General features: G+C 63.4%; 21 protein-coding genes. 13 read left to right on the top strand and 8 right to left on the bottom strand.

Going from position 1 to position 19,513, the window contains the following annotated elements; translation table 11 throughout:
• Positions 1-11: 11 nt before the first annotated feature.
• Positions 12-1,202 carry an NnrS family protein gene (locus LQ215_RS08750; RefSeq protein WP_230148893.1) on the bottom strand — a complete coding sequence of 397 codons (1,191 nt, stop codon included), beginning with the start codon at positions 1,200-1,202 and terminating at the stop codon, positions 12-14.
• A 576-nt stretch (positions 1,203-1,778) separates the two neighbouring features.
• Between LQ215_RS08750 and LQ215_RS08745 the strand changes: the two genes are divergently transcribed.
• Entirely contained in the window at positions 1,779-2,462 is a 684-nt protein-coding gene (locus LQ215_RS08745) for a Crp/Fnr family transcriptional regulator (protein WP_046065833.1), read from the top strand.
• Positions 2,459-2,659 (top strand): hypothetical protein, encoded by a 201-nt coding sequence (locus LQ215_RS08740; protein ID WP_003202489.1) that lies wholly within the window; start codon positions 2,459-2,461, stop codon positions 2,657-2,659. Before LQ215_RS08745 ends, LQ215_RS08740 begins: the two co-directional genes overlap by 4 nt.
• Before the next feature lie 4 nt (positions 2,660-2,663).
• Here the strand turns inward: LQ215_RS08740 and LQ215_RS08735 are convergent, their stop codons facing one another.
• The 6 genes from LQ215_RS08735 to LQ215_RS08710 all read right to left on the bottom strand — a co-directional run bounded on the left by LQ215_RS08735 (position 2,664) and on the right by LQ215_RS08710 (position 8,375).
• Positions 2,664-4,502, bottom strand: coding sequence for a nitric oxide reductase activation protein NorD (locus tag LQ215_RS08735; RefSeq protein WP_230148891.1), 1,839 nt, complete (start codon positions 4,500-4,502; stop codon positions 2,664-2,666).
• 161 nt (positions 4,503-4,663) lie between these two features.
• A complete protein-coding gene (locus tag LQ215_RS08730; RefSeq protein ID WP_230148889.1) occupies positions 4,664-6,091 on the bottom strand; it encodes a cbb3-type cytochrome c oxidase subunit I in 1,428 nt (475 codons plus the stop codon).
• 3 nt (positions 6,092-6,094) lie between these two features.
• On the bottom strand, positions 6,095-6,535 hold the full coding sequence (locus LQ215_RS08725; RefSeq protein WP_230148887.1) for a c-type cytochrome: 441 nt from the start codon (positions 6,533-6,535) through the stop codon (positions 6,095-6,097).
• 279 nt (positions 6,536-6,814) lie between these two features.
• Complete coding sequence (locus tag LQ215_RS08720; RefSeq protein ID WP_230148885.1) at positions 6,815-7,060, bottom strand: cytochrome C oxidase subunit IV family protein; 246 nt, start codon at positions 7,058-7,060, stop codon at positions 6,815-6,817.
• A 12-nt stretch (positions 7,061-7,072) separates the two neighbouring features.
• Entirely contained in the window at positions 7,073-7,657 is a 585-nt protein-coding gene (locus LQ215_RS08715) for a cytochrome c oxidase subunit 3 family protein (RefSeq protein ID WP_230148876.1), read from the bottom strand.
• Entirely contained in the window at positions 7,641-8,375 is a 735-nt protein-coding gene (locus tag LQ215_RS08710) for a CbbQ/NirQ/NorQ/GpvN family protein (RefSeq protein WP_371856181.1), read from the bottom strand. The genes LQ215_RS08715 and LQ215_RS08710 overlap by 17 nt, the downstream gene beginning before the upstream one ends.
• Positions 8,376-8,642: 267 nt before the next feature.
• On the opposite strand from LQ215_RS08710, the gene LQ215_RS08705 reads away from it, so the two are divergent.
• From LQ215_RS08705 to LQ215_RS08655, 11 genes are all read left to right on the top strand, one after another.
• A complete protein-coding gene (locus tag LQ215_RS08705; protein WP_230148874.1) occupies positions 8,643-10,322 on the top strand; it encodes a cytochrome D1 domain-containing protein in 1,680 nt (559 codons plus the stop codon).
• 24 nt (positions 10,323-10,346) lie between these two features.
• A complete protein-coding gene (locus LQ215_RS08700; protein WP_003182369.1) occupies positions 10,347-10,655 on the top strand; it encodes a c-type cytochrome in 309 nt (102 codons plus the stop codon).
• Positions 10,656-10,831: 176 nt separating this feature from the next.
• Positions 10,832-11,161, top strand: coding sequence for a c-type cytochrome (locus LQ215_RS08695; protein WP_230148872.1), 330 nt, complete (start codon positions 10,832-10,834; stop codon positions 11,159-11,161).
• Positions 11,158-12,336 carry a cytochrome D1 domain-containing protein gene (locus tag LQ215_RS08690; protein WP_230148871.1) on the top strand — a complete coding sequence of 393 codons (1,179 nt, stop codon included), beginning with the start codon at positions 11,158-11,160 and terminating at the stop codon, positions 12,334-12,336. Before LQ215_RS08695 ends, LQ215_RS08690 begins: the two co-directional genes overlap by 4 nt.
• A gap of 2 nt (positions 12,337-12,338) precedes the next feature.
• On the top strand, positions 12,339-12,797 hold the full coding sequence (locus LQ215_RS08685; RefSeq protein ID WP_046065825.1) for an Lrp/AsnC family transcriptional regulator: 459 nt from the start codon (positions 12,339-12,341) through the stop codon (positions 12,795-12,797).
• Positions 12,794-13,306 carry a siroheme decarboxylase subunit beta gene (gene ahbB, locus LQ215_RS08680; RefSeq protein ID WP_230148869.1) on the top strand — a complete coding sequence of 171 codons (513 nt, stop codon included), beginning with the start codon at positions 12,794-12,796 and terminating at the stop codon, positions 13,304-13,306. The genes LQ215_RS08685 and ahbB (LQ215_RS08680) overlap by 4 nt, the downstream gene beginning before the upstream one ends.
• On the top strand, positions 13,299-13,742 hold the full coding sequence (locus LQ215_RS08675) for an Lrp/AsnC family transcriptional regulator (RefSeq protein WP_230148867.1): 444 nt from the start codon (positions 13,299-13,301) through the stop codon (positions 13,740-13,742). The genes ahbB (LQ215_RS08680) and LQ215_RS08675 overlap by 8 nt, the downstream gene beginning before the upstream one ends.
• Entirely contained in the window at positions 13,717-14,286 is a 570-nt protein-coding gene (gene ahbB / locus LQ215_RS08670; protein WP_230148865.1) for a siroheme decarboxylase subunit beta, read from the top strand. Before LQ215_RS08675 ends, ahbB (LQ215_RS08670) begins: the two co-directional genes overlap by 26 nt.
• A 108-nt stretch (positions 14,287-14,394) precedes the next feature.
• Positions 14,395-15,573 carry a heme d1 biosynthesis radical SAM protein NirJ gene (nirJ, locus tag LQ215_RS08665; RefSeq protein ID WP_230148863.1) on the top strand — a complete coding sequence of 393 codons (1,179 nt, stop codon included), beginning with the start codon at positions 14,395-14,397 and terminating at the stop codon, positions 15,571-15,573.
• Between the two features lie 40 nt (positions 15,574-15,613).
• Positions 15,614-16,456, top strand: a complete 843-nt coding sequence (cobA, locus tag LQ215_RS08660; RefSeq protein WP_230148861.1) for a uroporphyrinogen-III C-methyltransferase — start codon at positions 15,614-15,616, stop codon at positions 16,454-16,456.
• A complete protein-coding gene (locus LQ215_RS08655) occupies positions 16,453-17,949 on the top strand; it encodes a nitrite reductase (protein ID WP_230148859.1) in 1,497 nt (498 codons plus the stop codon). The genes cobA and LQ215_RS08655 overlap by 4 nt, the downstream gene beginning before the upstream one ends.
• A 216-nt stretch (positions 17,950-18,165) precedes the next feature.
• On the opposite strand, the gene LQ215_RS08650 is transcribed toward LQ215_RS08655, so the two are convergent.
• Positions 18,166-19,350: a porin gene (locus LQ215_RS08650; RefSeq protein WP_230148857.1), complete on the bottom strand. Its 1,185-nt coding sequence runs from the start codon at positions 19,348-19,350 to the stop codon at positions 18,166-18,168.
• Between the last annotated feature and the right edge of the window lie 163 nt (positions 19,351-19,513).

Genomic DNA, 19,513 nt, shown 5'->3' with positions numbered 1-19,513 from the left:
GCCCAGCCGACTCATCCCGGATGCCCATCCACCCGGGCCTTGAGCAGCATCGGCCCATAGCGCCAGGCGTATAGACCGAACGCCAACGTCCAGCACAGCGCCGCCAGCCACAGCCCGGCCAACGGCAACAGCAGCACCAACAGCACGCGGCTCAGGCACGCCAGGTTCAACAGGATGAACGCCAGGGTCATGCCCGCCGGCGGCTCCAGGGCGCGTCCGGTATGGCCCAGGCTGACACGGGCGATCATCGCCAGGATCAACCCGGCCATGGCGCCGATGGTCAGGCCGTGCACCGCCAGGCTCGGGTTCACCGGCACGCCGAAGTGCCACAGCGCCATGCCCAGGCAGGCCACCGCCAGCCAGGCGTAGGCCAGGTGCAACGACCACAGCAGCGGCACCCGCCACAAATCCCGATCATGCCAACGCACCAGTCGAATCCCGTGGCCCACCGCCAACGCGGCGAACAACAGGCCGACCCAGACGCTGGCCGCCAGCGCCGGACCGAAGGCATACAGCAACGCCACCAGCGCCGACCCTGCCAGCAACAGGCGATCAAGCCACGGCCAAGGGGCAACGCCCTCGACCCGACCGAGGCCGCGCTGGGTAAAGAATGGAATCACGCGACCGCCGATCAACCCCATCATCGCCGCCACCAGCCACAGACCGGTGAGCACGCTCTGGCGCTGCAAGCCCTCGTTGTGCTGCACCAGGCCATATACGGATAACCCATCGGCGGCGGCCAGCAGCAGCAATACCAGGACAATCGGGTAATTGCGCTTCTGCCGCACACGCCACAACGTCACACCCATCAACGCCGCGACCGCCAAGGCAAAACCCAGCTCCAGCAGCGTCAGCAACGGCCAGGGCGCATCCACCAGCCAGGCCAGCCGTGCCCCGAGCCACAACGACGCCAGCGCCGCCAAGCGCTTGCCGCTGATGCCCGGCGTGCCCGTCCAGGTCTGCACCGCCGTCAGCAGGAACCCGGCGATGATCGCCAGGCCGAAGCCGAACAACAGTTCATGCCGGTGCCAGGCCAACCAGCCGCCGGCCGGCTGCCAGGCCGACAACCGTCCGGTGAACGCCGCGAGCCAAAGGGGAACGGCCAACAACGCCAGTACACACCCGGCCAAAAAGAACGGCCGGAACGCCAGGCGCCACAACGGCAAAATGGCCATGGCCTTGCGACGGTCAAGCACTTGCATACATCACTCCTTTTGCCTCGCTGAACCGCCAGCGAGGTACAACAAACCAGGGTTCGAATGATCGGCTATCGACGCCGGCCGGCCTTGTCTCAGATCAAGCCAGTTCATCGGCAACCGCCCGTCTCGAACAGGTACTTGCAAGGGGCTTGCCGGACCGGGTCAAGCCTCCCAACAAAACACCTCTGCCCCCTGTGGGAGCGAGCTTGCTCGCGATAGCGCTGGGTCAGCAGGCATTAATGTCAGGTGTGCTACCGTCATCGCGAGCAAGTTCGCTTCCACAGGGACTATAGCTCACAGGGTATTTAATACCCTTTCATGGTTGTTTTAACCCTGTCAGCCCAGGGTCATTTTTACCCATCTCATCCCCAACGCCCCACGAATCAACGCCCGCAGGCATGGCCCGGCTCTTGCTCAGCCACGGCATTACCTTTCCTGTCGGGGTCATCCATGAAATCTGTCGTTCTGCCGCTTACCTGGTTCGTCTTGCTCTCCTGCGTCGTGGCGCTGGCCAGCGGCCTGTCCCTGAGCCTGGTCTGACCCCGATCACCTTTTTCGCCATTACAAGGATTCCATGCCATGGTGCTCCACCGCGTCCATCACCAGATTCTGCGCAGCCATCACCTGTTCGAGCCCTTGAACGAAGAAGAGCTCAACGAACTGATGAGCAACAGCCAGCTGCTGAACATCGACAAGGGCGATCCGCTGTTCCGCCAGGGAGAACCGGCGCAGGCGTTTTACTTCGTGATTTCCGGGGCGGTGAAAATCTACCGGTTGACTCCGGATGGCCAGGAAAAGGTCTTCGAAGTGATCGGCGAGCGCCAGACCTTCGCCGAAGCCATGATGCTAATGGACACGCCCAACTACGTCGCATCCGCCGAAGCCGTCGGCCCGACCCAGGTGTACCGGCTGTCCAACGCCACCTACATGCGTTTGCTGCAAAGCAACAGCCGGCTGACCTTCGCCCTGCTCGGCAAGCTCTGCGTGCGCCTGCATCAACGGGTCAACGAGATTGAAACCCTGTCGCTCAAAAACGCTACCCACCGCGTGGTGCGCTACCTGCTGACGCAACTGGTGCGCCTGCAAACCGTGGACAGCCAGTTCGAATTGCCGATGGCCAAGCAGTTGATCGCCGGGCACTTGTCGATCCAGCCGGAAACCTTCTCGCGGATCATCCGGCGCCTGATCGATGAAAAAATCATCACCCAGGACGGTCGCCAGATCGCCATTCTCGATCGCCTGCGCCTGGAACAGTTCGAATGACTACACAGCCCACCTGCCTGTATTGCCAGCAAGCCAACCCGATACACGAAACCGAATGTCGCCAGTGCGGCATGCCCCTGCCAGTCGAGGCCGCAAAGGCCAGCGAGCGCCGGTTGCGGCGCTTCACCTGGTTCTGTGTCGGCTTGACGATCTTCTGCATCGTCATGTTCTTCTGGCTGCCCCGCGACATCGTCTGAACCCTTAATCCTGAGTCAATTGCCGGTACAACTGCGGTAGACGCAGCGGCAGTTGCTCGGGCTGGCGAATCAAGGTGTAGCCGTTGGCCCCGAACATGTACGGCAGGTAATCCCCCGCTTCGCGATCGATGGTAATGCAGAACGGCGTCAGCCCTTGGCGCCGGGCCTCCAGCACTGCCTGGCGGGTGTCTTCCACACCGTAGCGCCCTTCGTAGAGGTCCAGGTCATTGGGCTTGCCATCACTGAGCAGCAACAACAATTTGCGCCGCCGCTTGCAGGCCGCCAACCGTTGCGTGGCCTGGCGGATCGCCGCGCCCATGCGCGTGTAGTAACCGGGTTTGAGCCCCTGGATGCGTCCGCGGGTGTGGTCGTCGTAACGCTGGTTGAAGGCCTTGAGTTCATGCATGCGCACCTGCTGGCGGCGCAGGGAAGAGAACCCGTACAAGGCGAAATCGTCCCCCAGCACCGACAGGGTTTCGCCGAACAGCAACAGGCTGTCGCGAATCACATCGATCACCCGGTGCTCGTCGTTGAGGTGCGCATCGGTGGACATCGACAGGTCCGCCAGCAGCAGGCAGGCCAGGTCGCGGCGGGTCTGGCGCTGGTCCATGAACAGTCCGCGTTCGCTGCACTGCCCGTGCTGGCGCTCGACATGGAAGTCCAGCCAGGCTTGCAGGTCCAGTTCCGAGCCTTGGGTTTGTTGGCGCAACCATTGACGATCGTTGCGCAAGTGTTCGAACTGGCGACGCAAACGCTGGGCCGAGCTTCGCAGGCGTGCGGGCAATGGCTGGGGCTGGCAATCGCGAGGGGTGAAGGTTTGCAGGCTGACGAAGTCGTCCTGCAGGCGTTGTTTGCGGTAATCCCATTCCGGCAACAGGATGCCTGCGCCCAACGGGATGTCATCCACATCGGCCGGCGGCAAGTCCAGGTGCAGTTTCAAACCACCGCCCTTGCGCAAGCGGGTGCGAGAAAGCGTCAACTGATCCAGGTCCTCGGCGACGCGAGCGGCGTCCGGGTCTTCGCTGTCATCCGCCCAGCGATCCAGGTCCACGTGCTCGGTCCAGCTGAACAGGTTTTCCAGGCGCACGATCAGCAGCCCACCGTCACGGGTGGTGTCGTCGATTCGCTCGGCGCGCTTGCGCCCGCCCTGCTGTTCACCGGGCGGCGTCGCCAGGTATTGCTCGGACTCCTCAAGATCGGCGGTCTGGGGATTGGCCAAATGTTGGGGTGGGTATAGCCACAGCGGCAACGGCCAGGCCGCCCGCTCGCTGCGTGGAAAACGCTCGACACTGCCCGGTTCGCGCAAGGCTTGGCACAACGCCCGTTCCAGGGCGGCTTCGGCCGGGTTGAGCGTGGCCGGATCGGGGCGCAGGGACAGGTGCGCATCCACCAGTCGCCGGTAACGAGGGCGCAACGCCGGGTAGCGCTTCAACACCGCCAAGGTCCAGCACTGATTGTCCCGCCCCCAATGCTTCATCGGCCCCGACTGCGCGGCCAGCAAGGCAAGCCAGCGATACAGCTCTTCGTTAAGCCCGACATCGGGGAACGCCGCCAGGCTCGCCGGCAGCCGCAGGTTATCGCCATCGCAACAGGCCAGGGGCACTTGCTTGCAGGTGCCGGCGATCTGCTGCAACAGGTTGCGCCGCAGCAGCAGGTCGCGATCACTGACCGCTTCCACCCCCAGGTGAGGCGCACCGCCGGTGGCGCGAAACAGCACCTGCAACGCGCGTTGCCGGGGGACCAGCTCGACCCGGGCCTCAGGAAAATCGACACTGGCCCGACGGGTGATGAAACGGTGCCAGACACTGCCGACCCATTCTTCCAGCTCGAGGGTGAATGCCATGGTTATTCTCCTATCAACCCATTGCAGTGAAGGGACTGGCTCGCACTGCTTTTGTGGCGAGGGAGCTTGCTCCCGCTTGGGTGCGAAGCGCCCATCAAAAAGGGTCTGCTGCGCAGCCCAGCGGGAGCAAGCTCCCTCGCCACAATCTCAGTGGTGATACCTTACGAAGGCACCACCGCCGCCGGTGCGCGCAGGGCCGCACGGCCACGTTGACGGAAGCTGAACAGGTAGCAGAGCAACCCGGCCAGGAACCCAACGCCACTGACCAATCGTGCCCAGAACAGCGGCTTCAAGTGATCCATCGTCGCCATGAACGGCAAGGCACTGCCATCCGTCATCCAGCGCTGCAACCAGACCTGGACGACACCGGCTGCGGTGAGGAACAAGGTGATCATCACCATCGACAAAGTCATCAACCAGAAGCCCCAGATCTCCAGGCGCTGCGAACGCTCGTCCGCCGCTTCACCCAAGCCCCGCAAGCGTGGCATGGCGTAGCTGATCAGCGTCATCACGATCATTGCGTAGGCACCGTAGAAAGCCAGGTGACCGTGGGCCGCGGTCAGTTGCGAACCGTGGGTGTAGTAGTTGACCGGCGCCAGGGTGTGCAGGAACCCCCAGACACCCGCGCCGAAGAACGCAGTGACCGTGGTGCCCTTTGCCCACAACGTGGCGGCGCGGTTCGGGTGTTGCCGCCGACGGTTTTTCACCATGCTGAAGGCGAAGACCACCATGGCCAGGAACGGTAGCGGTTCCATCGCCGAGAAGATCGAGCCGACCCACAGCCAGACCTCAGGCGCGCCGATCCAGAAGAAGTGGTGGCCGGTGCCGATGATCCCGGTGATCAATGCCATGGCGATGATCACGTAGAGCCACTTCTCGACCACTTCGCGGTCCACGCCAGTGATCTTGATCAGGACGAAGGCAAGCATCGAACCCATGATCAGTTCCCAGACGCCTTCCACCCAAAGATGCACCACCCACCACCAGTAGAACTTGTCGCGGGCGAGGTTTTCCGGGTTGTAGAAGGAGAACAGGAAGAACACCGCCAGGCCGATCAGCCCGGTCATCATCACCATGCTGACCGTGGTCTTGCGACCTTTGAGCAGGGTCATGCCGATGTTGTAGAGGAACCCCAGGCACACCACCACGATGCCCATCTTGGTGATGGTCGGCTGCTCCAGGAACTCCCGGCCCATGGTCGGCAGCAAGTCGTTGCCGGTGAATTTCGCCAGCGTCGCATAAGGCACCGAAAGGTAGCCCAGGATCGTCGCCACACCCGCGGCGGCGAACACCCAGAACAGCACGATCGCCAGTTTCGGGCTGTGCAGTTCGCGGTCGGCCTCCTCCGGTATCAGGTAATACGCCGCGCCCATGAAGCCGAACAGCAGCCAGACGATCAGCAGGTTGGTGTGGACCATACGGGCCACGTTGAAAGGGATCAGCGGGAACAGGAAGTCGCCGACCACGTATTGCAGGCCCATGATCAAACCGAACAACACCTGCCCCAGGAACAGCATCAAGGCAAACACGAAGTAGGGTTTGGCGACGGCCTGCGAGGCGAATTTCAGATGCGGATTAGCCATGCTCATCTCTCAGCCCTCCTTGTTTGGCGGCCAGCCATTGGTATTGATTTTCGAGCTCCATTTGAGGAACTCGGCGATGTCGTCGACTTCCTGCTCGCTCAGGTTGAACTGCGGCATGGCCCGACGACCCGGAACGTTCAAGGGCTGCATTTTCATCCAGGCATGGAGAAAAGGCTTGAAGGCCTCGTCGCCACCGCGCCGGTTGACCACATTGCCCAGCTCCGGCGCAAAGTACGCGCCCTCGCCCAGCAGGGTATGGCAGCCGATGCAGTTGTTGCGCTCCCAGACGCCCTTGCCGCGTATCACCGATTCCGTCAATTGCGCCTGGTTGCTGCGTTCTGGAAAGGTCTGTTCCGTGTGGTAGGTCAGGGCCAGGAATATCAGGAAAAAGAAGATGCTTCCCCCGAAATAAATATTCCTGGCCATGCCTTTGGTGAAGGTATCTGACATGGTCACTTCCTCATTGCTTGGCGTGACCATTCTAGGAAGCGAGGGGTCGGAAACCGCTTGATGGCGATCAAGAATCTCCGATGGTTTTGGTGGGTTGTTCCAAGGACACGCAATGATGGAGAGCAGCCTTTGTGGCGAGGGAGCTTGCTCCCGCTGGGGCGCGAAGCGGCCCTAAAACCCGCTGACGCGGTGTATCAGACGGATTGAGCTGTTGCTATTGGGGCTGCTGCGCAGCCCAGCGGGAGCAAGCTCCCTCGCCACAGGGGGTTGTGTCGGGGATCAGAGCGCGAACGAGATTGCAATCGCCAGCAACGCCGCCCAACTCAACACCAACCGCCGCCACAATCGCGGCGCGTGGCGCAGTTCCATGAAGCCGTCGGCGATCAGCCAGGCCTTGGCCACCGCGACCGCCAGGATAGCGACGGACACCAGCCCGCTAGCCGCGATCTGGCCCAGGGCAACGGTGCCGGTGCTCAGCACGGCCAGCGTCATCCAGCAGGCGATCAAGACTCGGGAAACCGACATGAGCACCTCCGCTCAATCAAGGATGTAGACCACCGGAAACAACACCACCCAAACCAGATCGACCATGTGCCAATACAGCACGCCGGATTCCAGCCCACTGTTGCGCTGCGACCCATAGCGACGTCGGCGACAGCCCTCGGCCAGCCAGGCGAGGATCACCATGCCCAGCAGCACATGGAGGAAGTGGAACGCGGTGAGGATCCAGTACAAGGTGAAGAACGTGTTGTGCTCCATGCCAAGGCCGCTCGCCAACAGATGAGCGTACTCCGTGAGCTTGATCCCCACGTAGCCGCAGGCAAGCAACAACGCCACACATAACAACAGTGCGGCTCGACGCGGCCGGTCCTGCCTGACTTGCTCTTGGGCCAGGGCCGCGAACAGGCCGGCGGTCAGCAGGCTGAGGGTCATCGCCAGGCCCGTGGAGCGGTCCAGCAATTGCCGGCCTTCGCTGAAAGTCTGCGGGTGCAACGCCTGGGCGACGGTGAACGTCAGGATCAATAACGCGAACACCGACAGCTCGGCGAGGATGAAAAACCACATCGCCAGGTCCCCGGGCAAACGTCGGGGCACGGCAACGGTTTCAGCCAAAGTGGACATCGACCACATCCATCAGCGCGGCGACAGTCTGCGGATCGTCACTCAATGGCTCGGCCAGGCACGCCAGGCAGGCTTGGCGCGGGTCCATGCCGGAGCCGATCATGCGCGCGGCAAAAATCAGCAGGCGTGTCGAGGCGACTTCCTCCAGGTCATGCTGATCGAGCCGGCGCAGCGCCTGCCCCAATCGCACCACCTGGGCCGCCAGGGCCAGATCGACCCCCGCCTCACGGGCGACGATGCGCTCTTCATCAGCCACCGCCGGATAACCAAAGCGCATCGCCACGAAACGCTGGCGAGTGCTGGGCTTCATGCCCTTGAGCAGGTTCTGGTAACCGGGGTTGTACGACACCACCAGCATGAAGGACGGCGGCGCCTGCAGCACTTCGCCGGTGCGTTCCAGGTACAACTGCCTGCGATCATCGGCCAGCGGGTGCAACACCACGGCCGTGTCCTGGCGCGCTTCGACCACCTCATCCAGATAACAGATGCCGCCCTCGCGCACCGCCCGGGTCAAGGGTCCGTCCTGCCACCAGGTGCCCTGGGCGCCAATCAGGTGACGCCCCACCAGGTCGGCCGCGCTCAAGTCATCGTGGCAGGCCACGGTGTACAGCGGCAGTTTCAGGCGGTGGGCCATGTGCTGGACGAAGCGGGTCTTGCCGCAACCGGTAGGGCCTTTGATCAGGACTGGCATGCCGTGATGCCAGGCCTGTTCGAACATCGCCTGCTCGTTGTCCTGGGGTTGATAGAAGGGTTCGTCGGGGTGCTGCAAAGTGTGGATAGCGTTCATGGCAAGGCCTGATCAGACAACACGATTGCAGGCCACGCTACGGCGCCCTGCGACAACTTGGCAAGGGCTGAGGCCGGCAAACTTGATCGCCGTCAAGCGGCTAACCACCGGCCTGGGCATAGCCTTGCACCGCACCAAGAACCTGCGCGCCGAACGTCAATTACAGCGCAGCGCGGGACACGCCTGAGGAGAAATGGAATGCTGATCAGCCACAAAAAATCGTGGGCCCTACGGGTCACGGCGCTGTGTACAGCGCTGGCCGCCCCCCACGCCTTCGCCGACCAAACCGCTGCGCCGGAACAACCCCGCGTGGTCAAGACCGAAGGCGCGCCCGACCTGAGCCAGGCCGACTTCGACACGGCCAAGGAAATCTATTTCCAACGCTGCGCCGGTTGCCACGGTGTGCTTCGCAAAGGCGCCACCGGCAAGCCGCTGACACCCGACATCACCCAAACGCGCGGCCAGGCCTACCTGGAGGCGCTGATCACCTACGGCTCGGCCGCCGGCATGCCGAACTGGGGCACGTCCAATGCCTTGACCAAAGACCAGATCACGGTGATGGCCAAGTTCATCCAGCACACCCCACCGACGCCACCGGAATGGGGCATGGCGGAAACCCGCAAGACCTGGAAAGTGCTGGTCAAACCCGAAGACCGGCCAACCAAGCAGATCAGCACCCTCAACCTGCAGAACCTGTTCTCGGTGACCCTGCGCGACGACGGCAAGATTGCCCTGATCGACGGCGACAGCAAGAAGATCGTCAAGCTGATCGACACCGGTTATGCGGTGCACATCTCGCGCATCTCGGCGTCGGGCCGCTACCTGCTGGTGATCGGCCGGGACGCCAAGATCGACATGATCGACCTGTGGCCGAAAGAGCCGACCAAGGTCGCGGAAATCAAGGTGGGCATCGAAGCCCGCTCCGTGGAAACCTCCAAGTTCAAAGGCTACGAAGACAAGTACACCATCGCCGGCTCGTACTGGCCGCCGCAGTTCACCATCATGGACGGCGAGACCCTGGAGCCCAAGCAGATCGTCTCGACCCGCGGCATGACCGTCGACACCCAGCAATACCATCCCGAGCCACGGGTCGCAGCGATCATCGCCTCCCACGAATGGCCGGAGTTCATCGTCAACGTCAAGGAAACCGGCAAGGTGATGCTGGTCAATTACCAGGACATCAAGAACCTCACCATCACCAGCATCGACGCCGCGCCTTTCCTGCATGACGGCGGTTGGGACAGCAGCCATCGCTACTTCATGACGGCCGCCAACAACTCCAACAAGGTCGCGGTGATCGACTCCAAGGAACGCAAGCTCACCGCCCTGGTGGACGTTGGCAAGACCCCGCACCCGGGACGCGGCGCCAACTTCAACCACCCACTCTACGGCCCGGTCTGGGCCACCAGCCACTTGGGCGATGCCGGGGTTTCGCTGATCGGCACCGACCCGGTCAATCACCCGCAATACGCCTGGAAACAGGTCAGTACGCTCCAGGGTCAGGGTGGCGGTTCGCTGTTCATCAAGACTCACCCTGCGTCCCGTCACCTGTATGTCGACACCACCCTCAGCCCCGACGCCAAGCTCAGCCAGTCGGTAGCGGTGTTCGACATCGACAAGCTCGACGCCGGCTACACCGTGCTGCCGATTGCCGAGTACGCCGGTATCAAGAAAGGCGCGCTGCGTGTGGTGCAACCGGAATACAACAAGGCGGGCGACGAGGTCTGGTTCTCGGTCTGGAGTGGCCAGGAAGACGAGTCGGCGCTGGTGGTGATCGACGACAAGACCCTCAAGGTCAAGAACGTGATCAAGGACAAACGCCTGATCACCCCGACCGGGAAATTCAACGTCTACAACACCCAACACGACATCTATTGAGCCCCATCAATAAGAGGAAAAACCATGAAGCCTATTCTGATTGCCTTGGCCTTGACTGCCGCCTACAGCCTGCCGGCGTTGGCACAAGACGGCCCGACGCTGTTCAAGAGCAAACCCTGCGCGGCCTGCCACTCCATCGACACCAAGGTGGTTGGCCCGGCCCTCAAGGATGTCGCGGCGAAAAACGCCAGCGTCCCTGGAGCGCAAGACCTGCTCGCCAAGCACATCAAGGAAGGTACGCAAGGCAACTGGGGACCGATGCCGATGCCGGCCAACCCTGTGACGGAAGAAGAAGCCAAGATCCTGGCTGCGTGGGTCTTGACCCTTAAATAACCACCCACCCCCGTGGCGAGGGAGCTTGCTCCCGCTGGGCTGCGCAGCAGCCCCAATAGCAACCTGACGACTCAGTGTGTCAGGCAAACCCAAGGGGCTGCTTCGCGGCCCAGCGGGAGCAAGCTCCCTCGCCACAAAAGCCGCGCCCAACTTTATTTCTTGATCAGGAGGACGTCATGGAACGACACCGTTTTACCACCGCGATAGCCACCCTCCTCTTTGTTTTCTCTTCCTGCGTGCTGGCCGCTCCCGACAGCCAGCGCCAGTCCCAACTGCAACACCTGCTGGACCAGGATTGTGGCGCCTGCCACGGCCTGTACATGACCGGCGGCCTCGGCCCGCCCCTGACCCACGAAGCCCTGGCCGGAAAATCCCGCGACAGCCTTATCGCCACCGTCACCCTCGGACGGCCCGGCAGCGCCATGCCCGGTTGGGCACCGTTGCTTGCACCCGACGACATTCGCTGGCTGGTGGACCGGCTCCTTCAAGGAAAACCCGCCTCATGATCCGTTCATTGCTCTCCTCCGCCGCCATCGCCCTGCTGCTCTGCGGTTGCGCCCAGACACCGTTGCGCGGCACCGGCGATTTGGGCGTGGTGGTGGAGCGCGCCACTGGCAGCCTGCAAATCATTGAAAGCGACACCCGCACCGCCCTGGGCCGCGTCGAAGGCCTGGGCGACTTGTCCCACGCCTCGGTGGTGTTCTCCCGCGACCAGCGCTACGCCTACGTGTTCGGCCGCGACGGTGGCCTGAGCAAAGTCGACCTGCTGACCACACGCATCGAACGCCGGATCATCCAGGGCGGCAACAGCATCGGCGGTGCAATCAGCCAGGACGGCAAGCTGATCGCCGTCTCCAACTACGAGCCCGGCGGCGTCAAGGTATTCGATGCCCAGACCCTGGAGCAGGTTGCCGACATCCCCGCCACGCCGTTGCCCGGCGGCCAAAAACGCTCACGGGTGGTCGGCTTGGTGGACGCGCCCGGGCAACGCTTCGTGTTCAGCCTGTTCGACACTGGCGAGATCTGGACCGCCGACTTCAGCCAGGGCCTCACGCCGATCATCAAGCGGTTCACCGCCATCGGCCAGCAACCCTACGATGCGCTGATCACGCCGGACGGGCGTTATTACATGGCCGGGCTGTTCGGTGAAGACGGCATGGCCCAACTCGATCTCTGGCACCCGGAGCGCGGGGTGAAACGGGTACTGGGCCATTACGGCCGCGGCCAGGAGCGGCTCCCGGTGTACAAGATGCCGCATCTGGAAGGCTGGGCCATCGCCGACCAGCAAGCCTTCGTGCCTGCCGTCGGGCATCACCAGGTGTTGGTAATGAACGCCCAGAATTGGCAGCAGACCGATGCCATCGCCGTGGCCGGCCAACCGGTGTTCGTCACGGCGCGACCGGACGGCCGGCAGCTGTGGGTGAACTTCGCCTACCCGGACAACGACCGCGTCCAGGTCATCGACACCCAGACCCACGCCATCGTCGCCGACCTGCGGCCAGGCCCGGCGGTGCTGCACATGGAGTTCACCGCGCGGGGTGACCAACTGTGGCTGTCCGCCCGGGATGGTGGTCAGGTGCAGGTCTGGGATCCTTATCGCCTCGAACGCCTGAACAGCCTGCCGGCCCTGAGCCCGAGCGGCATTTTCTTCAGCAGTCGCGCGCACAAGCCGGGGTACTGACCATGACTTCCAGCTCACTGGCCCGGCGCCTGATCGATCAATTCCAGCATGGCCTGCCGTTGTGCGCCGAGCCCTATCGGGCCATGGCCGAGACCTTGGGCTGCAGCGAAGCCCAGGTCATCGACTGCCTGCAGCACCTGCAAGTGGCCGGGACCTTGTCGCGGGTCGGCCCGGTGTTCGAACACACCCGGGCCGGGGCCAGCACCCTGGCCGCCCTGGCCGTGCCCGAAGAGCGCTTGCACCAGGTGGCCGCCCGCATCAGCCAATACCCGGAAGTCAATCACAACTATGCCCGCGAACATCGCTACAACCTGTGGTTCGTGCTGACCGGCCCCAACCGCGCCCACCTGGAAAACATCCTCCAGGAACTGGAGAACGACACCGGTCTCACGCCACTGGACCTGCCCATGCTGACCGCCTACCGCATCGACCTGGGCTTTGCCCTGGAGGCCACCCCATGAAAAGCGCCCTGAGCGAACAACAGTCACTGGCACTGCGCCGCTTGCTGGAAACCGGCCTGCCCCTGACACCGCGCCCCTTCCAGGCCCTGGCCGAGCAGATCGAGGCCAGCGAGCAACAGGTGCTCGCGCAGGTGCAGCATTGGCATGAACAGGGACTGTTCCGCCGTGTCGGCCTGGTGGTCAACCATCGCGCCTTGGGTTTTGCCGCCAACGCCATGCTGGTGCTGGACGTGCCGGACGCCTTGGTTGATGAAGTCGGCCGCCGTCTCGGGCAAACCCCGGGCATCAGCCTTTGCTACCAACGCCCCAGGCGCCTGCCCCAGTGGCAATACAACCTGTTCTGCATGATCCACGGTCGCCAGCGTGACCGTGTCGAGGCCCATGTCCAGGCGCTGCTTGAAGAACATCTGCTGGACGACCTGCCCCACCAGTTGCTGTTCAGCACGCACCTGTTCAAGCAATGCGGCGGACGTTTCGCCGCCCCGGCCGGAGCCCGTATCGATGGATGACCTCGACCGGCGCCTGATCAATCGCCTGCAATTGGGCCTGCCGCTGGTGCGCCACCCTTGGCAGGTCCTGGCCCAGGAGCTGGACAGCAGCAGTAGCGAATTGCTCGACCGCCTGCATGAGCTGCTCAACGACGGTGTACTCACCCGCTTCGGCCCGATGTTCGACATCGATCGCCTGGGCGGTGCGTTCACCCTGGCGGCGCTGGCGGTGCCCGAGCCGCGCTTCGAGGCCATCGCCGAGCTGCTCGCGGACATGCCCGAGGTCGCCCACAACTACCGCCGCGAGCACAGCTGGAACATGTGGTTCGTGCTCGCCTGCCCCAGCGAACAGGCGATCAACGACACCCTGCTGCGCATCGAACACCTGACCGGCCTGGTGCCGCTGAACCTGCCCAAAGAGGAGACCTACCATGTCGGCCTGTATTTCCCCGTCTGAATCTTTGTGGCAAGCGCCGCCACGGCTGGATGAAACACCCTTGGCACTGCGCCTGGTGGAACTGACCCAGGCCGGCCTGCCCTTGCTCGAAGACCCCTGGGCCTGGCTGGCCGAGCAACTGGAACTGAGCGTGGAAGCCACCCTCGACCTGCTCAAGCGCCTGCAGGCCGACGGTGCGATCCGCCGCATTGCCGCCGTGCCCAACCACTATCGCCTGGGCTATCGCCACAACGGCATGACGGTGTGGGACGTGGCCGATGCCGATATCTCGCGTCTCGGTGCCCTGCTGGGGGCGCAGCCCTTCGTCAGCCACTGCTACCGACGCCCGCGCCGGCCCGGCTGGCGCTACAACCTGTTCGCCATGGTCCATGGCCGCAGCCGCGAAGAAATCGACAGCTACCGCGAACACCTGCGCTACCTGCTGGGGGACGCCTGCGCCGCCGACGACATGCTGGTGAGCAGCCGCATCCTGAAAAAAACCGGCCTGCGCCTTTCGCCTGTGGGAGCAAAGCTTGCTGGCGAAACAGATGCGTCGGTTTTATGAAGGACCGCATCGGCTTCATCGCGGGCCAGCCTTGCTCCCACCAAACCTTGCTCCCACAACGCGGGGATAAGCCGCGCTGAACCCATTCGCCGACCCAAGGAGCGCTTTATGTTGAGGATCAGCCATTACCTGCGGGCCCTGGCCGGGAACTGCCCCGCCCCACGTGTCGCGCCACCGGGCAGCCACCGCCCGCCAGTGGTGATCTGGAACCTGCTCAGACGTTGCAACCTGACCTGCAAGCACTGCTATGCAACGTCGGCCGACAGCGTGTTTCGCGATGAACTGGACACCCCGGCGGCGCTCCAGGTCATCGACGACTTGCACGATGCCGGCGTGCGCGTGTTGATCGTGTCCGGCGGCGAACCGCTGTTGCGCGAGGACCTGTTCCAACTCAGCGCCTATGCCCGTGGCAAAGGTTTTTTCCTCGCTTTGTCCACCAACGGCACGCTGATCGACGCTTCCAATATCGACCAGATTGCGGCGGCGAACTTCGATTACGTCGGCATCAGCATCGATGGCCTGGAAGCGACCCACGATGAATTCCGCCAGCTCAAGGGCAGTTTCGCCAGCTCCATGGCGGCCATTCGGCTTTGCCGCGAGCAAGGCATCCGGGTCGGGTTGCGCACCACCCTCACCCAGCAGAACCATGCCCAGTTGCCGCGTTTGCTGGACTTGATGAATGAGTACGACGTGCAGAAATTCTACCTGTCGCACCTCAACTACAGCGGCCGGGGCAAGCGCAGTCGCAAGCTCGATGCCCATCAGCAGATGGGCCGCGAGGCCATGACCCTGATCTTCGAGCGGGCCTGGCGCGACATCGAACAGGGCCGCGACAGTGACTTCGTCAGCGGCAACAACGACGCTGACGCGATCCTGTTGCTGCAATGGGTATCCCGGCGCCTGCCTCAACACTACGCCGCACTGGAGCAGATGCTGCGGGCCTGGGGCGGCAACGCGTCGGGCAGCGGCATCGCCAACATCGACAATACCGGCGAGGTTCACCCCGACACGTACTGGTGGCAGCACTCGGTGGGCAATGTCCGCCAGACGCCATTCAAGACCCTCTGGCTCGATCGCCCCGATGCCCTGTTGCTGAAGCTGCGCGAACACCCCCGGGCCGTGGGCGGTCGCTGCGGGCAATGCCGCTGGCTGGCGATCTGCAACGGCAATACCCGCACCCGCGCCTGGGCCGACGGCGACCTGTGGGGCCAGGACCCCGGCTGCCACCTCAGCGACGAAGAAATCGGCTTGCACGCGATCCCCAGCGTTGCGATGCCCTGCGCCTGATCAACCGACGGCGAACCTGATACCGAACCAAGGAAGTCCCATGCCTGCCTCCATCGTTTTGCCCGCTGCCCTGCAATCGCCCTTCAGATCGGGTGAAGTCGCCCTGGTCGGCGCCGGCCCCGGTGACCCGGGCCTGCTGACATTGCGCGCCTGGAGCCTGTTGATGCAGGCCGACGCGGTGGTCTACGACCGCTTGATCAGTTCGCAGTTGCTCAGCCTGATCCCGCTGACCTGCGCCCGGCACTACGTCGGCAAGGCCGCCGGTTGCCACAGCCTGCCCCAGCCACAGATCAACGAACTGCTGGCCGACCTGGCCGACCAGGGACAGCGGGTGGTGCGACTCAAGGGCGGTGATCCGTTCATCTTCGGTCGCGGCGCCGAGGAGCTGGAGTATCTGCTGGCCCGCGGCATCGATTGCCAAGTCGTGCCCGGCATCACCGCCGCGGCCGGTTGCAGCACCTATGCCGGCATTCCCCTGACCCATCGCGACCTGGTCAATTCCTGTCGTTTCATCACTGGTCATTTGCAACGCGAAGGCGATTTGAACCTGCCCTGGCAAAGCCTGGCGGATGACAGCCAGACCCTGGTGTTCTACATGGGCTTGTCGAACCTCGGCACCATCGCCGCACAGCTGATCGCGGCGGGCCTGGCGGCGGATACGCCAGCGGCGCTGATCAGCAACGGCACGCGCCCCGACCAGCAGGTCCTGCGCGGCACCCTCCAGCAACTGCCGGAGATGGCACGGGCCTGCGCCGAAGGCCTGCCGACCTTGACGGTGATCGGCAAGGTGGTTGGTTTGTTTGCCCATCAGGCATTGGAGCATCCGGCCCGCCTGCGCCCGGCCCTGCCGCTGCAGCCAAGTATCGCGAGGGCGGCCTCATGAGAATCGGCTGGCTTGCCCCATTGCTATGGATCGGTGCTGTCCACGGCGCCCAGGCGCCCGCACCGGACCTGGCGTTGGCCGAACAGAACTACCAGCAACACTGCCAGCAATGCCACGGGGTCAATCGCATCGGCGGCGCCGGGCCGGCGCTGTTGCCCCAGAGCCTGAGTCGGATCAAGCCCGACGAAATCCGCCAGGTGATCGAAAATGGCCGTCCGGCCAGCCAGATGGCGGCATTCGGTGCGGTGCTGGCACCAGCGCAGATCGATGGCCTGACCCACTATCTCCAGCGTCCGCCCGCCGTCGAACCAACCTGGAGCGAGGACGACACGCGCCGCAGCCATCGCCTGCTGGCGGATGTCGCCAGCCTGCCTAATAAACCCCAGCACCACGCCGACCCGCTGAACCTGTTCGTGGTGGTGGAAGCTGGCGACCATCACGTGGATATCGTCGACGGCGATCGCTTCGAGGTCCTGGCGCGCTTCGCCTCACACTTTGCGTTGCATGGCGGACCGAAGTTTTCGCCGGACGGACGCTTCGTCTATTTCGCCTCCCGGGACGGCTGGATCAGCCTGTACGACCTGCATAACCTCACCCTCATCGCCGAGGTGCGGGCCGGGCTCAACACCCGCAACCTGGCGGTGAGCAAGGATGGGCGCTGGGTGCTAGTGGGCAACACCCTGCCCGGCAACCTGGTGGTGCTGGATGCCCGCGACCTGTCACTGGTCAAGACCATTGCAACGGTGGGGCTGGACGGCCAGGCGTCGCGGGTCAGTGCGGTCTATACCGCGCCGCCGCGTAACAGCTTCATCGTCGCCTTGAAAGATGTGAAAGAGGTCTGGGAACTGTCCACCGGCCCGAATCCGGACTTTGTGCCCAGGCGGATCGAGGCCGAGGATTACCTCGATGATTTTTCCTTCTCGCCCGATTACCGGCAGTTGCTCGCCACCTCGCGCAAGGCCCAGGGCGGCCAGGTGATCGACCTCGACACCGGGCGGATCGTCACCGACATCGCGCTGCCGGGCATGCCGCACCTGGGCTCGGGGACCTATTGGAAACGCGATGGGCACTGGGTGTTCGCCACGCCCAACATCAGCAAGGGGCTGATTTCGGTGATCGACTTCGACACCTGGAAAGTCATCAAGCAGATCCCCACCCTGGGGCCGGGTTTCTTCCTGCGCAGCCACGTCAACTCGCGCTACGCCTGGACCGACGTGTTCTTCGGCCCGGACAACGATGCCATCCACCTGATCGACAAACAGACCCTGGAAATCGCCCACACCCTGCGACCCATGCCCGGCAAAACCGCCGCCCACGTCGAGTTCACTCGCGATGGCCGCTACCTGCTGCTGAGCATCTGGGATACCGATGGCGCGCTGATCGTCTACGACAGCGACACCCTCAAGGAAATCAAGCGCCTGCCCATGAACAAGCCATCGGGCAAGTACAACGTCGGCAACAAGATCGAGTTCGCCGAGGGGACGTCACACTGAAAAAAAGGGGGGCTGATGCGCAGCCCCCAATATCAATCGATCTGAGACACCAGGGTGTCAGGTCTCAGGGCCGCTTCGCGCCCCAGCGGGAGCTCCCTCGCCACAGGGTTGCACCCGTACTCAAAACTGCTCTTGTGGCGAGGGAGCTTGCTCCCGCTGGGCTGCGCAGCAGCCCCAAAAGCCGACCTGATACACCTCAATTGAAGGGGGTCACCCTTACCAGGTGAGCACCGCCCCTACCGCAAAGGTGTCGGTGTCTTCGTTCTGGGCGCTGGTGTCGTGGCCGTTGATTTCGAACTGGTTGTACTCGGCCACGAGCTTGAGGTTGTCGTTGATGTCGTGGAACAGTGCGACGCCACGGGTTTCGTAATCGGCGCCACTGCCCACCACGCCGTTGCCGTCGTCGTCGGTCTTGCCGTAGGACAACGCCAGGCGGTTCTTGCCCAGCTTGTAGGAACCCTGCAACAGGTAGCCCTTGCTGTCGACATTGCGCAGGGTGGCTTCACCGGCGTTGTTGGTGAAGAACGGGTTGATGCCCTTGGCCTGGAACCCAGAGCCGGTGAGCGACAATCCGCCCATCTTCGCCTGTACACCGTACCCCAGGCCCTTGGAGGTAACCGATTCGACGCTGGAGTCGGTGTTGTCCGAGGTCTGGTAGCTGCCGTTGAGCCAGCTGTAGATCTTCGCCCCGCCCAGGTCGAACTGGTAGGTGATCTCGCTCTCGGTGCGCGGGTTTTCCTGATAGGCCTTGCCCGTGGCGCTGTTATCGTTGGTGTCCACCGGGTCCATGATCCCCACCGCCACGCGCAAGCCCTCCATCACCGGGGTGCGGTAGGTGATCTGCGAGGTCGGGAACGGATACGGATAACCGCTGCCGATGTTGCCGAACGAGACGCCGCCACCGTCCACCAAGCCCAGGGTGTCACTGACCTGGCCGTAACCGGCGAGCAGTTCGTCCAGCAGGATGTTGGAGCGGGCAAACAGGCCGAAGTCCTTACCGATCAGCACTTCGCCCCACTCCGGGTTCGCCACGGTACCGTAGAACTGGCGCACGTCGATGGCGGTGTCGGTGCCATTGGTTTCACTGTCGTTGATGGTCACCCAGAACGAGGCCCGGGCACCGAGCTTGAGGTCATCGACCTGCTTGCCCATGTTGAAGCCCAGGTAGTTGGGCAAGAAGCCCATCTTGACCCGCGCCTGCCGACGGTCGTACTGCTCACCCGCGCGGTCGACGTCGCTGTTGACGTAAAAGGCGTTGATGTAGCCGTCGGTGGAAAAGGTGGTCTGGTCCTTGTCGTACAGCATGATTTCGGCGTTGGCCCAAGGCATCAGGCCCAGGCTCGAAACACCTACGATGACCGCAGGCAAAAAACGTTGGCGGGTATTTTTATTGTTGTGCATGGCGCGCTCCGCAACAGGGGACGGGATGTCGGAGGCGATTATCGAAAGGCACCCGGGCGCGTCATACGCTGCCTTGGAGGCAATTGGCGGATGCTTTGGAAGCGCCGGCCCGGCGCGGCAGTTTGGGTGTAAGACGGCGAGGCTGGCGGGTGCGGTACTTTGG

The sequence above is a fragment of the Pseudomonas brassicacearum genome, from assembly GCF_918698105.1.
Classification (GTDB): Bacteria; Pseudomonadota; Gammaproteobacteria; order Pseudomonadales; family Pseudomonadaceae; genus Aquipseudomonas; species Aquipseudomonas brassicacearum_F.
Note: the sequence above shows the minus strand (reverse complement) of the source record. Positions and strands in the feature narration are given on the sequence as shown.

Bases quoted from the DNA above. Each gene is read 5' to 3' on its own strand.
- LQ215_RS08675 (WP_230148867.1), top strand. From the start codon at position 13,299: ATGGATGACCTCGACCGGCGCCTGATCAATCGCCTGCAATTGGGCCTG.
- ahbB (WP_230148869.1), top strand. From the start codon at position 12,794: ATGAAAAGCGCCCTGAGCGAACAACAGTCACTGGCACTGCGCCGCTTG.
- LQ215_RS08750 (WP_230148893.1), bottom strand. From the start codon at position 1,202: ATGCAAGTGCTTGACCGTCGCAAGGCCATGGCCATTTTGCCGTTGTGG.
- LQ215_RS08700 (WP_003182369.1), top strand. From the start codon at position 10,347: ATGAAGCCTATTCTGATTGCCTTGGCCTTGACTGCCGCCTACAGCCTG.
- LQ215_RS08725 (WP_230148887.1), bottom strand. From the start codon at position 6,535: ATGTCAGATACCTTCACCAAAGGCATGGCCAGGAATATTTATTTCGGG.
- LQ215_RS08720 (WP_230148885.1), bottom strand. From the start codon at position 7,060: ATGTCGGTTTCCCGAGTCTTGATCGCCTGCTGGATGACGCTGGCCGTG.
- LQ215_RS08705 (WP_230148874.1), top strand. From the start codon at position 8,643: ATGCTGATCAGCCACAAAAAATCGTGGGCCCTACGGGTCACGGCGCTG.
- LQ215_RS08745 (WP_046065833.1), top strand. From the start codon at position 1,779: ATGGTGCTCCACCGCGTCCATCACCAGATTCTGCGCAGCCATCACCTG.
- LQ215_RS08710 (WP_371856181.1), bottom strand. From the start codon at position 8,375: ATGTTCGAACAGGCCTGGCATCACGGCATGCCAGTCCTGATCAAAGGC.
- LQ215_RS08735 (WP_230148891.1), bottom strand. From the start codon at position 4,502: ATGGCATTCACCCTCGAGCTGGAAGAATGGGTCGGCAGTGTCTGGCAC.
- LQ215_RS08655 (WP_230148859.1), top strand. From the start codon at position 16,453: ATGAGAATCGGCTGGCTTGCCCCATTGCTATGGATCGGTGCTGTCCAC.
- LQ215_RS08730 (WP_230148889.1), bottom strand. From the start codon at position 6,091: ATGAGCATGGCTAATCCGCATCTGAAATTCGCCTCGCAGGCCGTCGCC.
- LQ215_RS08685 (WP_046065825.1), top strand. From the start codon at position 12,339: ATGACTTCCAGCTCACTGGCCCGGCGCCTGATCGATCAATTCCAGCAT.
- nirJ (WP_230148863.1), top strand. From the start codon at position 14,395: ATGTTGAGGATCAGCCATTACCTGCGGGCCCTGGCCGGGAACTGCCCC.
- LQ215_RS08715 (WP_230148876.1), bottom strand. From the start codon at position 7,657: ATGTCCACTTTGGCTGAAACCGTTGCCGTGCCCCGACGTTTGCCCGGG.
- ahbB (WP_230148865.1), top strand. From the start codon at position 13,717: ATGTCGGCCTGTATTTCCCCGTCTGAATCTTTGTGGCAAGCGCCGCCA.
- LQ215_RS08695 (WP_230148872.1), top strand. From the start codon at position 10,832: ATGGAACGACACCGTTTTACCACCGCGATAGCCACCCTCCTCTTTGTT.
- LQ215_RS08650 (WP_230148857.1), bottom strand. From the start codon at position 19,350: ATGCACAACAATAAAAATACCCGCCAACGTTTTTTGCCTGCGGTCATC.
- LQ215_RS08740 (WP_003202489.1), top strand. From the start codon at position 2,459: ATGACTACACAGCCCACCTGCCTGTATTGCCAGCAAGCCAACCCGATA.
- cobA (WP_230148861.1), top strand. From the start codon at position 15,614: ATGCCTGCCTCCATCGTTTTGCCCGCTGCCCTGCAATCGCCCTTCAGA.
- LQ215_RS08690 (WP_230148871.1), top strand. From the start codon at position 11,158: ATGATCCGTTCATTGCTCTCCTCCGCCGCCATCGCCCTGCTGCTCTGC.